Origin of the sequence: Gracilibacillus marinus, assembly GCF_042651725.1 — a bacterium.
In the GTDB taxonomy this organism is placed as follows: Bacteria; Bacillota; Bacilli; order Bacillales; family Amphibacillaceae; genus Gracilibacillus; species Gracilibacillus marinus.
The window spans coordinates 1,085,517-1,098,902 of the sequence record NZ_JBHSDV010000001.1 but is presented as its reverse complement, the minus strand read 5'-3'; the positions used below and the strand labels follow the sequence as shown (position 1 = coordinate 1,098,902).

The 13,386-nt window shown below is 33.7% G+C and carries 13 protein-coding genes; 2 read left to right on the top strand and 11 right to left on the bottom strand.

Annotated elements, in window-relative coordinates:
• Positions 1 to 14 precede the first annotated feature (14 nt).
• Complete coding sequence (gene moaA, locus ACFOZ1_RS04895; protein ID WP_390196547.1) at positions 15 to 1,031, bottom strand: GTP 3',8-cyclase MoaA; 1,017 nt, start codon at positions 1,029 to 1,031, stop codon at positions 15 to 17.
• 89 nt (positions 1,032 to 1,120) lie between these two features.
• Positions 1,121 to 1,555 carry a DUF86 domain-containing protein gene (locus ACFOZ1_RS04890; protein ID WP_390196544.1) on the bottom strand — a complete coding sequence of 145 codons (435 nt, stop codon included), beginning with the start codon at positions 1,553 to 1,555 and terminating at the stop codon, positions 1,121 to 1,123.
• Positions 1,556 to 1,662: 107 nt separating this feature from the next.
• Between ACFOZ1_RS04890 and ACFOZ1_RS04885 the strand changes: the two genes are divergently transcribed.
• Positions 1,663 to 1,947 carry an SAV0927 family protein gene (locus tag ACFOZ1_RS04885; RefSeq protein ID WP_390196543.1) on the top strand — a complete coding sequence of 95 codons (285 nt, stop codon included), beginning with the start codon at positions 1,663 to 1,665 and terminating at the stop codon, positions 1,945 to 1,947.
• A 105-nt stretch (positions 1,948 to 2,052) separates the two neighbouring features.
• On the opposite strand, the gene ACFOZ1_RS04880 is transcribed toward ACFOZ1_RS04885, so the two are convergent.
• Positions 2,053 to 2,328 (bottom strand): YutD family protein, encoded by a 276-nt coding sequence (locus ACFOZ1_RS04880; protein ID WP_390196541.1) that lies wholly within the window; start codon positions 2,326 to 2,328, stop codon positions 2,053 to 2,055.
• Positions 2,329 to 2,549: 221 nt separating this feature from the next.
• On the opposite strand from ACFOZ1_RS04880, the gene ACFOZ1_RS04875 reads away from it, so the two are divergent.
• Positions 2,550 to 3,491, top strand: a complete 942-nt coding sequence (locus tag ACFOZ1_RS04875; protein WP_390198061.1) for a M23 family metallopeptidase — start codon at positions 2,550 to 2,552, stop codon at positions 3,489 to 3,491.
• A 74-nt stretch (positions 3,492 to 3,565) separates the two neighbouring features.
• Here ACFOZ1_RS04875 and ACFOZ1_RS04870 read toward each other — a convergent pair whose 3' ends face one another.
• The 8 genes from ACFOZ1_RS04870 to ACFOZ1_RS04835 form a co-directional block, all read right to left on the bottom strand.
• The gene (locus ACFOZ1_RS04870) at positions 3,566 to 3,664 is read right to left on the bottom strand and encodes a methionine/alanine import family NSS transporter small subunit (RefSeq protein ID WP_390196538.1); all 99 of its coding nucleotides are present in this window, start codon (positions 3,662 to 3,664) and stop codon (positions 3,566 to 3,568) included.
• Between the two features lie 15 nt (positions 3,665 to 3,679).
• Positions 3,680 to 5,161, bottom strand: coding sequence for a sodium-dependent transporter (locus ACFOZ1_RS04865; protein WP_390196536.1), 1,482 nt, complete (start codon positions 5,159 to 5,161; stop codon positions 3,680 to 3,682).
• Between the two features lie 204 nt (positions 5,162 to 5,365).
• Positions 5,366 to 6,142: a sporulation protein YunB gene (yunB, locus tag ACFOZ1_RS04860; protein WP_390196533.1), complete on the bottom strand. Its 777-nt coding sequence runs from the start codon at positions 6,140 to 6,142 to the stop codon at positions 5,366 to 5,368.
• A 59-nt stretch (positions 6,143 to 6,201) separates the two neighbouring features.
• The gene (locus tag ACFOZ1_RS04855; protein WP_390196530.1) at positions 6,202 to 7,290 is read right to left on the bottom strand and encodes an HD-GYP domain-containing protein; all 1,089 of its coding nucleotides are present in this window, start codon (positions 7,288 to 7,290) and stop codon (positions 6,202 to 6,204) included.
• 133 nt (positions 7,291 to 7,423) lie between these two features.
• Positions 7,424 to 7,741 (bottom strand): YunC family protein, encoded by a 318-nt coding sequence (locus tag ACFOZ1_RS04850; protein WP_390196528.1) that lies wholly within the window; start codon positions 7,739 to 7,741, stop codon positions 7,424 to 7,426.
• 54 nt (positions 7,742 to 7,795) lie between these two features.
• Complete coding sequence (locus ACFOZ1_RS04845) at positions 7,796 to 9,187, bottom strand: bifunctional metallophosphatase/5'-nucleotidase (protein ID WP_390196526.1); 1,392 nt, start codon at positions 9,185 to 9,187, stop codon at positions 7,796 to 7,798.
• Positions 9,188 to 9,214: 27 nt separating this feature from the next.
• Positions 9,215 to 10,048 carry a sulfite exporter TauE/SafE family protein gene (locus tag ACFOZ1_RS04840; RefSeq protein WP_390196524.1) on the bottom strand — a complete coding sequence of 278 codons (834 nt, stop codon included), beginning with the start codon at positions 10,046 to 10,048 and terminating at the stop codon, positions 9,215 to 9,217.
• Positions 10,049 to 10,216: 168 nt separating this feature from the next.
• On the bottom strand, positions 10,217 to 13,195 hold the full coding sequence (locus ACFOZ1_RS04835) for a phosphatase PAP2 family protein (RefSeq protein ID WP_390196522.1): 2,979 nt from the start codon (positions 13,193 to 13,195) through the stop codon (positions 10,217 to 10,219).
• Between the last annotated feature and the right edge of the window lie 191 nt (positions 13,196 to 13,386).

The window sequence follows — 13,386 nt, the reverse complement described above, 5'->3', positions numbered from 1 at the left end:
ATCACCTACTATTTTTATCCACCAATGTATGACATTTCTATTTTTTTGCGATTTTTTGCTGTTTCCTCAGTGCGTTCATCAGAATATCGATCTTCACGTTGATTCCAACGTTGTATAATAATTTGTTCGAGTTGATCGTCGCTTACCCCTGAACGAATGATATCTTTCAAATTAAACCCAGTTCCTGCGAACAAACATGTATAAAAGTGTCCATCTGCAGCAATACGTGCACGGGTACAAGAAGAACAAAATGATTCAGAAACAGAAGTAATGAATCCAACTTCACTACTTGTCCCTTTATAACGATATCGTTTAGCGACTTCTCCAATATAATCAGGGTTTACAGGTTCTAATTCATAGATTTCACTTAGTTTGTCAAATATTTCTTTTTTCGTAATCACATGTTTAAAATCCCAACCATTTGATTGGCCCACATCCATAAATTCAATGAATCGTAATGTAACGCCAAGCTCTTTAAAATAGGTAGCCATTGGCACAATTTCATAATCATTCATACCTTTTTTTACGACCATATTTACTTTGACATGTAATCCTGCTTCTTTTGCTAATGTGATACTTTCTAATATCTTATTTGACTTCACATTACTATCATTAATCGCCATAAATGTTTCATCATCTAGTGCATCTAAACTGACATTGACACGTTTTAGACCTGCTTCTTTTAATTTTACCGCCATCTTACCTAACAAGACTCCATTTGTCGTTAAGCCTATATCTTCTAATCCTGTTAATTGACTTAATCTATTAATTAATGAAGCGATATCTTTACGTAATAATGGCTCTCCACCTGTTAAACGTATTTTTTTAACTCCTAAGTTTAAAAATACTTGAGCAATTCGCTCAATTTCTTCAAATGTTAATAAATGTTCTTTTGGTAGGAAAGCAAAGTCTTTTCCAAAGATTTCTCGAGGCATACAATACCTACATCTGAAATTACAACGATCTGTCACTGATATTCTTAAATCTTGAAGTACTCTACCAAATTTATCCGTTATGACTGATTGTTGCATAAAAAACCGCTCCCTATTTTAATATTTTCTACATCCATTAAAACACAATAAAACAAATCACAATGTGAATTAGGTCACAACGCCATTCTCTACTCACGAAAAGTGTTCGCTACACCCATTTCGTCAGCTAAATATGTTTTAATTTTTTGCTCAAATGACTTGTAGTAAGTATGATTGTCATTTAATGTCGATACAATCACTTCATGGTCAATTTTGTCATATTCTTGTATTAAGGATTTCCTTAGATGCACTAATGAGTGGTATGCATCCTCTTCTTCCTTTTCAAGAACATTCTCATCAACCAATATAGAAATAATATCTGCATAACTACCTGGGTCTCGCATCACAAATCCATCAATCATCATGTTCCCTATATCTAATAATGACTCGATTAATAAATGTGTCACACGCTCAAGTGCTAACTTATTTATTTCCGTATCAATAGAAATTCGCTTAGACATTGCTAATTGAGTAGAGAAAAATTCTAGTTTATTCATTAATTGATGAATATCAACAAAATACATGGTAAAAACACCTTTCTATTTATATATTAATGCTAAAACTTTACTGTATTTTCACTTTTTGCTACGATGTATCTGTACTGTAAGACACTTATTAATTTGAATTAGAGGTGAAGAAGTTGACACTATCTTATATTAAAGACGAGAAACAAAATAGTGAAACAAGACTGATTAGTTTCATAGGGAATACGATTCGTTTTGATCTAGCTATTATCCAATCTCCACTGTTTCATCCAGACTTGTTAGTAATAGATTTAAACACGAATAAATATTCTAAAATTCAACTAGATACATTATTAGAGCCCAATTATGTAGAACATACTTTTCAGTACAACGAAATGGAAGCAGACGACATTAAAAAATATCTTAGCCCAATTATAGCTGCATATAAATAAAGTTGTTCGTAAACCTTACAATAAACCGTAAAAATGTGGAAAGCGCCTTGACAATATGGTATCGAATGTATACATTTCATTGATTCCAATTCACCGGCGCTTTTTCTATTTCTTCATTTGCTTTACAATGAAATATCGACAACCAAAATTGCAATATTCATACAAATAATCTTCTAGTGTACTTATTTTTGTATCAAATGTTGCTTTTGCGTTTTGATCATCATAAAATCCTTTTAACCTTAATTGATCATATCCCCAATCCCCAACAATAAAATCATACTTACTTAATACATCACTATATCGCTCTTTAAATGCCTTCTCATCGAAACCATCTCTATAATTTTCTATCATTTCATACGTTCTTCCTTGTACTTCAAACATCTATTCCTACACACTCCTGTCTTTCTCAAAAATTACCTATTTTTGAATATGTTACTTGAATGAAATAGAAATGTTTGACTTAAACTAGTGCTAGTCAGTTCTATATCATTTCTCATTCGTACTATTTTGTGTTCTATCCTTTTGATTCATAATGAACATGTTGTATTACTATTTCAGATTAGTTATTTTTACATACAATGAAGGGAGCAATATTTTTGAAAATTAAGTCAATAATTATCGCTATTTTTTGCTTTTTCTTATTCTCTACTATAGCACATGCCGAAGAAAATGTGGATGATGACATAGAAAAAATTAACTTATTTAAGCAAATGGAATTCATCACATCTGTTCCATGGTATTATTTAGCAGCTATCAATCGTTACGAAAAAAATATTCGTAAACAAGAAGAAGATAGACTTATCCATATCGAAGTTCCACCCGAAAAATGGTTCGGGTTCGCTCCAAATAACGAAGACAGCCTTTCACTGAGTTTGGAATTGTTTAATGGTCTAGGTCGTGATGGAGATGGCAACAATAAAGCAGAATTAGATTCAGATCTCGATGTCTTATATTCTATATCCAACTATTTGCAACGATATGGGCACACAGAAGAAGATATGAAAGCAGCTTTATGGAATTATTATCATCGAGAATTATCTGTTTTGTCCATTGTTAACTATGCAACGATGATTAAAAAATACCATACGTTGACTTTTGATCAAACCGCATTTCCAATACCAAAAGGATATAATTACAGCTACAAAAATACTTGGGGAGATGCTCGTGGATTTGGCGGTCGAAGAATACATGAAGGGACAGATATTTTTGCTAGTTATGGGACCCCAGTAAGGGCAACAACATTTGGCGTAGTGGAATTAAAGGGTTGGAATAGATTTGGTGGTTGGCGTATTGGTATTCGAGATATGTACAATAGATATCATTACTATGCACATCTAAACGGATTTGCAGATGGCATAAAAGTAGGGGATATCGTAGAAGCTGGACAAGTTATTGGTTCTGTCGGTTCTAGTGGCTATGGTCCTCCAGGTACTGCTGGAAAGTTCCCACCACACTTGCATTACGGAATGTATAAAGACGATGGGAAGAATGAATGGTCATTCGATCCTTTTCCATATTTGAAGAAATGGGAAAGAGCACAATAGAATTTCTTTATCAAAAAAAGAACCGAACCTGTTGACTTATAAAGTAAACAAGTTCGGTTCTAACCATAGCATTTTTATTTTGATGAAAGCTTGGCATTAATAATACTTACAATTAAGCCGCCCCAAATAACTGTTATACCTATGACTGCCATAACAATAGAACTTGTCGACACGAAGCATAACCTCCCTTATGATTGGTTCTCTTTTGATGGCCATTTTTTTAATGTAATTAATGTACCTAAGAACATTACTGCAATTGCTACTACCCATCCATAACTAAATAGGAATTCAATTGGATAACCTTCATATGCTCTTGATAGATCTGTTTTTAAGTTCTGAAGCATCATATAACCAAGAACGACTGGTGTTACAACACTTAAGCAAAAACGCCACCATACACCTAATTTAATATCTGACACTGCATCTGCGTGGTTCTGCAAATCTTTTAATGAACGAGCAAACCAAGCAATTGCTACAACTTCAAATAATCCTGCTAACGCAACACCATAATTATTAATAAAATAATCTACAGTATCCAGTAAGTTTAAGCCACCTTGATTTGCATAAAATAGCGAGAAGATACATGCTAATCCTCCACCAAAAGCAACTGCCATCTTACGTGAAATAGAGAATTTCTCTTGCACTGCTGAAATGTATGTTTCAGAAATAGAAATCATCGATGAAATCCCTGCTAATACTAATGACGCAAAGAACAAGACTCCAAATAAGCTCGCTGCCGGCATTTGATTAATAATTTCAGGGAATGCCATAAACGCTAACCCTACTCCGCCTTTAACTACTTCATCAATTGGTTGAGATGTTTGCAGTGCCATAAATCCTAGCACAGCGAATACTCCGATACCTGCAAGCAATTCAAAAGAAGAGTTTGCAAATCCTGTAATAAATGCATTATTTGTAATATCTGATTTTTTCGGTAAATAAGAAGAATAAGTAATCATAATTGCAAATGCAATCGAAAGACTAAAGAAAATCTGACCATATGCGGCTACCCATACAGAGCCATCCATGATTTTACTCCAATCTGGTTTAAAAAATGCATCCACTCCATCAAGTGCACCTGGTAATGTTAATGCACGTATAACAATAAAGATAAAAACAATTAATAATGTTGGGATAAAAATTCGATTGGCAACTTCTATTCCTTTTTTAATTCCTTTTCCTAAGATAATAAATGCAACAAGCCAAACAATTAATAATGGAATCATGACATTTGGTACAATCGATCCAAAAACACCTGGATCAGACAATGATAAGAAATCTGTCACAAAGAAATTTGTTGTATCATCTCCCCACTTCGTACCAATAGAATAGTACGTATACATTATTGCCCAGGCAATAATAATTGGATAATATGTGGAAATAACAAAAGAAATCAGTACTTGCCACCAACCAATCCATTCCATCCCTTTACTTATTTTCGAAAAACTTCTTGGTGAAGAACTACGATATTTATGACCAATAGTGTATTCCATAATTAATAAAGGGATACCTGCTGTTAGTAATGCAAATAAATATGGAATAAAGAACGCCCCTCCACCATTTTCATATGCTGTTGCAGGAAAACGCCATATATTTCCTAACCCAACAGCTGATCCAATTGCTGCTAATAAAAAACCCATTCGTGATCCCCACTGTGATCGCTGTTCCATAAAATCCTTCTCCTTTCATTTTATTAAGAATAAGTGTTCCTACTAGGTTTACTCGACATTTTAAACAAACCTACTATTTATTCATTTCTCTTATTACGAATATTGTTAACTTTGAAATTATATCGAATTTTCAAACAATTTGTCAAAGGTAATATTTAGTCTGTTCTAACAATTGTTACATAAATGTGAGTATAACCATTCCATTTATTCAAATGGTTGAAGTGGGACAGAGAAATTGGACTTACTTTCTCCACTTTGATAATAATTAGGTACGTCACCTGGATCAAAAACTTTTGTTACAGGGATATTTTGTTCTATCCGAACTGGTCTTGATGCAAATGGAATGACTACTTTCATTTCTACTGCGACATGTACATCAATATTAATAAATGCACCATTCACACCCGTTTCTACGATTTCACTTTTAATTTGTGTTTCTACATGGCCAATCACTTCTATGTTAATAGGAATTTTTGGACCTAAATTCGCAAGTAATGGGATACCTAATGCTTGGCCTAAAGGTACTTCAATTAATAATCCTTTTTCACGAATATCATCTATTAGTTCTTTTTCTGAAGGATCTAATTCTAGTTCCACCTCTAATGGAACACCTGTTTCAGGACGATCCCCTTTCTCTAATAATTTCAGAAAGTTTTCTACACGATATTGAACATTTCTTTGTACACGGTTTTCCACTATCGAATTAAATATGTAATTCTCCACTTTTCCTTCATCATCTACTTTTGTTTGTACTAGTTGTGATGTATCCAAATCATCAGATATTTTTTTATTGACAGCAATGCCCATGGCTTGATTGGCAATTTGTTTTACTCTTACTTCGGCATAATCTAATAAAACAGGTTTTATTCCTTCGTTAACAAGCAGAATACTTCCAACCATACTAACGATAAACAATAATAAAGCTATATATATCATTTGTTTATTTGGCGTGTTAGAGAGCCGCTTTCTCTTTTTGAACATAAAAAACCCTCCTTTCCTATACATATATGAAGGAGGGGGTAGAAATAGATACTATTTTTTTAAATGAGTGGTTGATGTGCTTGTATAATAGTTATATTTGGATATGCAGATAAATCCAAATCATATGGTTGAACTGTCTCACCATTATCTTCAATGATTCGAATAAATGGATTCACATCATATCGATGATTTTGTTTAATTACAATTCCTTTTCTTCCATCACTCAGTCCAACTGTTACACCATTAGGATAGATTGCTACAGTCCTTTTAAAAATATCAATTAGCTTTTTATCAAATTTTGAGTCTGCACCTTGATATAAAATCTCTATCCCTTCATGTGGTAACATCGCTTTACGATACACACGATTACTAGTTACTGCATCAAATACATCAGCAATACCTAATATCTTCGCATATGGATGTATTTTATCCTCTTTCAGTCCTCTAGGATAACCAGATCCATCTAATCTCTCATGGTGTTGAAAAGCACAATGAGCAACAAGCAATGGTATACTGTGACTTTTTCTCAGTATTTCAAAACCATATTCCGTATGTGCCTTGACTATTTGGAATTCGGTATCTGTTAGTTTTCCTTCTTTATTCAATATTTCTTGTGGTATATAGACTTTTCCAATATCATGTAATAATGAACCTAAGCCGATTACTTGTAAATCTTTCTTGTTATAACGCAATTCTTTCGCTAATGCAAGTGTATAAATCGTTACATTTAATGAATGATTAAAAACATAATCGTCAATAATTAATAGATCAGATAAGTAATGCATGACTTCTTCTTGCTCATACAAGTTTCCAATTAAACCTTTTACGATGTCATTCATTTGTTCCGAAGCAGCATCCATCAAATGACTTGCATTTTTAATATCCTTTGATTCAATAGACTGAAAAGATGTCTTAATTTTATTGACAGCATCTAATCTTTCTTCAGCAGATATTGGTGGTGTAATCAAAATGTCTTCAGTAAATTTGTCTCGCATGTATACATACGTAATTCCACTACTTTTTAACCGATTAACCATTCGATTCGTTAACTTCACATTTCGCTGAACAAGCACTCGACCTTTGCCATCATATATTGGTTTTGCTAATTCAATACCTTCACGTAACATACTTGTCGATACTAATCTCATTTGAAACTCCCTATATGATTAACCAATTTTATTATCCACTAAATAAGATTAGCAGAAATGCTACGTTTTTACTAGTTATTTCACGCAAAATTAAACGGAAATTATCGAATTATGTCTAAATTATTTCATCTAATTATTCTTTCTTCTCACTAATTAAGAGAAGCGCTTCTCGTATTGGCATACCTTTTTTCCAACCATATTGCTTATTTGCTGTGTGTGTTACTTTTTCTAATTTCCCATTTAATAAATCATCAATTGTCTTGACACCAACTGCACGCCCAGCCACAACAGGGCGATCTCGCAATTTATCATTTAATACATCTACATCCAAAGCTCCGCACATCACATAACCAATTTCATTTGTAATAATGAGTAATGTTGTATATGGTAATTGCACAACAATCGATACATATGGATGTCCATCTATTGTTAACGGTTTTACTTCCATCATAAAAAACACCCCTTTCCCTAAATCATATGTATAGGCGAAAGAGGTGTGACAATATTATACAGTTTCTTTTAACATACTTGCTAACAAGTCTCTCATAAATTCAGGTAAATAGAATCTCTTCTGCTTTGCTCTTACAATTACAGGAAACATTCTACCAAAAGTAAACATATCAGCTGTCGCTAATTTATAGATTTTGTCTGAATGTAATGATTCATTCTGATAATAGATTTCTTTCACATGTTCTTTACCATTTTTGTCTTGAGACGTTTCCACAGTTATACCAGCAAAAATCATTTTACCAACAACTTTTCCCCTAAATCCAAAACCTTTTACTTCTAAATGGATTAGTTCTTCATCAAATGCGCCTCGGACTACTTCCATCAGTTCTTTACCTGTTAATTCGACAACACATGGGTTAATCGGATGTGGACAAATCGAATGAATATCTTTAAACGTAATCGCACCTTTACCTATAGAATCTAGTAAAATACCAGCATTTAACATCGATACATCTGCATCTGTCCATTTCAACAAGTAAGATGTAAATTGTTCAATAATAGGTGTAGACTCATACCAATTTACATCTAAAGGAGCTTCTACCGATGTGATTATTCTATTTAGTTGTTTATCTGCTTTGATAGCTAATTGATCTAATTTTGCTGTTGTTTGCTTATCATCCTTATAATGATTGATTGGTACAGCATATGCTTCTTTGTGTATTAACTCTCGATTTTCATGATCCCACTCTAAGTGTACTTCTCCGACATAATGTCCATACTTCCCAGCAGCAGTTAACAATGTACCGTTTATTACTTCTCCATTTTTGAATAAATGGTGAGTATGGCCTCCAATAATTATATCAATCTCATGGAACTGTTCTGCAATGATTTGATCTTCCGTTAAGCCTAAATGTGATAACAAAATAATGATATCTGCGTTTTTCTTCATCTCCGGTAATCGCCTAGCTAAATAGTTAATTGGTGATTCCACTTTCCAACCTAATGGATTGTAAAATGGAGTAAACGGTGCTGTCAAACCAATGAATGCAATTTTTACACCACTTTCAGAATGTACGATATGATATTCTTTTAACCATTTTGGTAATGGTCCTTTTTGCGGAAGCAAGTTTGCACAAGATACGTGAAAGTCTGCATCATCATATAAATGAAATAAATCTTGATAGTCTAACGTAATGCCTTCATTATTCCCTATTGTTGCTATATCATAAGAAGCATCATTTAATAACTCCACATTAGATTTTCCTAATGTCGCTTCTGTAATTGGGTGGAATCGATCTGCATGGTCTCCAATGTCTACAGTCCAATAATTTTCTTTATTATTATGATGTAGCTTTTCCTTTTCCTTTAAATAACTAACGATTTTTGTCCATTGTTCAAAATGACTATGTAAATCATTAGAATAATAAACATGCAAATGTTCAATCATTCCTCATCCCCCTCCCAGAAACTTCATTTACATAAATATTCCTTGATAAATTAAACGAAGTCCAATTAATAACAAGACAGCGCGAAGTAAATATTCAATTCCTTTACTTGATAATTGTTGACTTACTTTCGCACCTAACACACCACCAAACCATGCACCCGGTATAAATGCCCATACATAATTCCACTCAATATGTCCTAACATGATATGTGTAAAGGAACTAACTGTACTTAATGATAAAATCATAAACATAGATGTTGCTGAAGCGATATGTGGAGGAAAATGAAATAGTAAAATCATTGCAGGTACCATCAGTGAACCTCCACCGATACCAAAAAATCCTGATAACATTCCTACAACAAAAGCAATTCCAACAGCAATATATGGAGAAAAATGATACATATATGTACTATTTCCTATATGTATTTCACGTCTCACAAATCCCTTTCTCAGTGGTAGATCACTGAGTTGTGTTTCATTTGTTTTGTTTTGAAACATAAAGCTAATAAATATAAGAAACATAAATATTCCCAGAAACAACGAGAACATATCTGTTTCAACAAATTGATTTAACCAAGAACCTAATACACCGCCAGGTAAACTACCTAAAATAAAAAACAAACCGCTTCTATAATCGATTCTTTTTTGTTTAGCATAAGTAATCGTTGAGGACATTGCAGTAAATACCATTATCACTAATGATATGCCAACAATGGTGTTTGCAGTAGCCCAATGAAACATGTCTGTAGTTGCATGAAGGATAAGTAATATTGGTACAAGAATGACTCCTCCACCTAATCCTACAATACTTCCTAACATTGCAGATAATAACCCAATAATTAAACAAATTACGATAACCACACTATCACTTCCATATTATGTAATAAAATTCCGTTATGTTCTCTACTCCAATGTAAATACAATGAAATAAAAGAAGGGTTCTATAATGAACCCCTCTTTTATTATATAGCTTATTTAAAAAATAATCCAACTGAACCGTCTATTCTTTCTTTATTGTGAATCATGATTTTATGAAGTTTTTCTTTTTAAAAATAAATAAGTAGTACCACTCAAGAAGAGTAACAACCCAATCAACATGTATTGATACATTGTAGTTGCAGTGTCTGGAAGAGTTTGTCCAGCATCTATTACAACATCCTGTACTACTTCTTCCTCAGCTTCAAAAACAGTATATGTGCTGAAATGATTGGTTTCTGCTATTACCTTTCCATCTTGCCATTTCCCACCTACAACTTCCCATTTCTCAAGTTCTGGATTCCAGTAAAATACTTTCGCATTGTTTGTATTTTTTACTTTCTCACTGTCAACAGAAAAAGTTAGTTTGACTTTTTGATTGAACTTCTCTACTAGTTTGTTATCTTGTTTCATTTCGAAATCATAGACCACACTTAACGCTTGTTCTATATCTGCCATACGCTTTAACTGTATCGATACAGGTCCAGATTCCTCATCAAAATTAGATGCAGATAGGCTTAAACTGACATTTTTTAACTTAATGATGATAATTGCATTAGTCTTCATCAAATATCTTATTTGCTCTTGCGTAAAGATTACCTTTACAGTGTCACTTTTGTCATGTAAATCTATCCATAACTCTCCATTATTAGCTAAACGTTTTAACTCATCCATTTCCAATGTGGCTTCATTGTTATTAACAGTAGGAGCTAATGTAACGCGATTTTGTTTCTTTTCATTATTTGATTCTCCCGGCTTTTCAGGAGTCACAGGTTCTTTTGGGTTTTCAGGACTCTCAGGAGTTTCAGGTTTTTCTGGCTTTACTGGTTCTTCTGGTTTCGGAGTAACTGGTTCAGAAGATTCGATTGGTTTAATCGTTGCTACAACACTCTTATCATGATAAGTTACTGTTACATCATAGCCTTCAGCTGTCACGTTATCAAAGGTACCTTTCAACTTATCTGCAGTAAGTAAAGTGATTTCTTTTGATTGATTAATACTGTAATCAGACAAATCTAAATTTAAATTACCACCATCAATATATAACATTCCATCTACACTGACTTGAATGTCATCATTGTCCATATTAATATTTAGTAATCCACTTTCCATTGTTGCATTCCCATTTATGTGTAACGTTTCAGCTACATTCACTAAAATTTCACCATTTTCGATGTACAGATCACCTGTACCAAAAGAAGTTGCTGAAGTAGCTTCTAATGTTCCACCTTGTAACAATGTACCACCAGTGTAACTATTATTCCCCATTAACGTAAGCTTCCCTGTCCCTTGCTTTGTAAGCATGCCACTACCACTAATATCATTTCTCCAACGGTCATGCGCATGGAATCTACCTTTTGAAGCATCCATATTCACTGTAACGTTACTTAGAAAGGCACCATACCCATCTGATGCTGTAACTAAGTCTAGCCTTCCCCAACCGTTTGATTCATCAATTACTGGATAGCCCGAATCAATTTCAGTAGTATACAACACTTCTCTTCGCTGTTGATCAGTCAAATATGGTTGACGAGTTTCTAATAATACCTCTGCTCCTTTTGGTACGACAGGATCTAAACCTTTCGTTCCTGTTTGAGGTAAACCATAAGTGAGCTTCTCGCGATAAAATGCTTTATTTGCCTCATGATCTTCAAATTTTTCTTCATCATATGCGCTTTCGAACGTATAATCTTCCGTAACTGTATGTGCATAATCGTATAGACTTAATCCTTTTGATTCCGCCAGTTTACCAAATACTTCTCCAGCATTTGTATATGCCTTATCTAACACTTCTTTGTTTTCAGATAAATTAAATGCATATGCAGTCATTGCTGTTGCTTGAATTCTTGCTCCAATAACATCAAGAGGCGAGTGCATCCCAGCCACTATTCTGTTTTCTCCCATTACAGCGGCTCTAGTTAAAAATTCCGCATATCTTTCTGGTGTAGCATATGCAAATCCAAATGTGGATAAATAAGATGCACTAGTATGTCCACTCGGAAACGCGCCATCTTTTCCTCTTCCATCTTCTGCTTTTCTTTTTACATATTCTAACGCAGGAATTACTTCTACATTCGACTCATATTGTTGATAATGTCGTTCTCCAATTTCTTTTTTCCCACCTGAAGGTAAATCTTCTACTCGACTCTCTCCGCTACCAATTGTTGTCCAAATAGGCAAACCGTTCTCATCAACCATTTCTTTCACTTCTCCATTTGAATTCATTCTATAAGGTCTCGGAGATGAGAAAAAGTATTTAGAAGGATTGGATGAAGACGGATTTCTAAATCTGATTAAATGCACTAAATCCATCGCATTAGATAATTCAGACTCCTCCCATTGTCCCATTCCTTGCGCTTGATCTTCAACTGTTGCCTCTTCTAATACGATATTCATTTCCTCTTTTGTTCTGATTACATTCGTTACCGGTTTAACGATATCTACATAGGTATTAGCCAACGGTCCATAAGCTTCCATCATACTATATACCTTATCTCTTTGGTCATCATAATAGGCAGCCAATGCCTCTTCTTCTGTTCTATTTTTCGTAACCTCTTCTACATATTTTATATTAGCTACCCAAGTCTCTGAATCTCTTATTTCTTCATTAGCATATGTATTCTTATCTGCAACTACTTTTGTTTCATCATTTTTGTATCCATCAAAATAAACAGTTGGTCCGTCACCATATTTAGCAATCTCTCCTTTTACACCCGGTATAGTTAATGCTGTTCCGTCTCTCCACATAGGTTGATTCATCGACCAGACTTGGTCAAATCCATCTAGAATCTGGATAAAAGGATTGGTTAAAGCAATATTTTTTAAAACTGAATCATTCGCATTCCCACCATGATCTATTGCTGGTAAAGGGGCGCTAACCAAAGGTGCATCCGTATTTAATACATGCGTAGTTCCTTCTGGTTTAGACGGTTTAGTATAATCTGCCTGACTGATGGCTTGTACAGGAAGTATACATGATACCATAGTGAGTAAAGCAAGTATGATTATGGATACTTTTTTCAACATCTTCATTTATGTAATTCTCCTTTTATTCTACTAATTTATTTATTCCGACAAAATTAATAGTAAGGATTTAATATTAAAATACTGTAGTAAAACTGTTAAGAATATGTGAATTTACATGTATGGATAAATTACTTATGAAATTTTGTGGGTCATGTAAGGAGGATTGGAACCTTTTAATAATGAGGAATGTTAAACTT

Bases quoted from the DNA above. Each gene is read 5' to 3' on its own strand.
- moaA (WP_390196547.1), bottom strand. From the start codon at position 1,031: ATGCAACAATCAGTCATAACGGATAAATTTGGTAGAGTACTTCAAGAT.
- ACFOZ1_RS04890 (WP_390196544.1), bottom strand. From the start codon at position 1,555: ATGTATTTTGTTGATATTCATCAATTAATGAATAAACTAGAATTTTTC.
- ACFOZ1_RS04880 (WP_390196541.1), bottom strand. From the start codon at position 2,328: ATGTTTGAAGTACAAGGAAGAACGTATGAAATGATAGAAAATTATAGA.
- ACFOZ1_RS04865 (WP_390196536.1), bottom strand. From the start codon at position 5,161: ATGGAACAGCGATCACAGTGGGGATCACGAATGGGTTTTTTATTAGCA.
- yunB (WP_390196533.1), bottom strand. From the start codon at position 6,142: ATGTTCAAAAAGAGAAAGCGGCTCTCTAACACGCCAAATAAACAAATG.
- ACFOZ1_RS04855 (WP_390196530.1), bottom strand. From the start codon at position 7,290: ATGAGATTAGTATCGACAAGTATGTTACGTGAAGGTATTGAATTAGCA.
- ACFOZ1_RS04850 (WP_390196528.1), bottom strand. From the start codon at position 7,741: ATGATGGAAGTAAAACCGTTAACAATAGATGGACATCCATATGTATCG.
- ACFOZ1_RS04845 (WP_390196526.1), bottom strand. From the start codon at position 9,187: ATGATTGAACATTTGCATGTTTATTATTCTAATGATTTACATAGTCAT.
- ACFOZ1_RS04835 (WP_390196522.1), bottom strand. From the start codon at position 13,195: ATGAAGATGTTGAAAAAAGTATCCATAATCATACTTGCTTTACTCACT.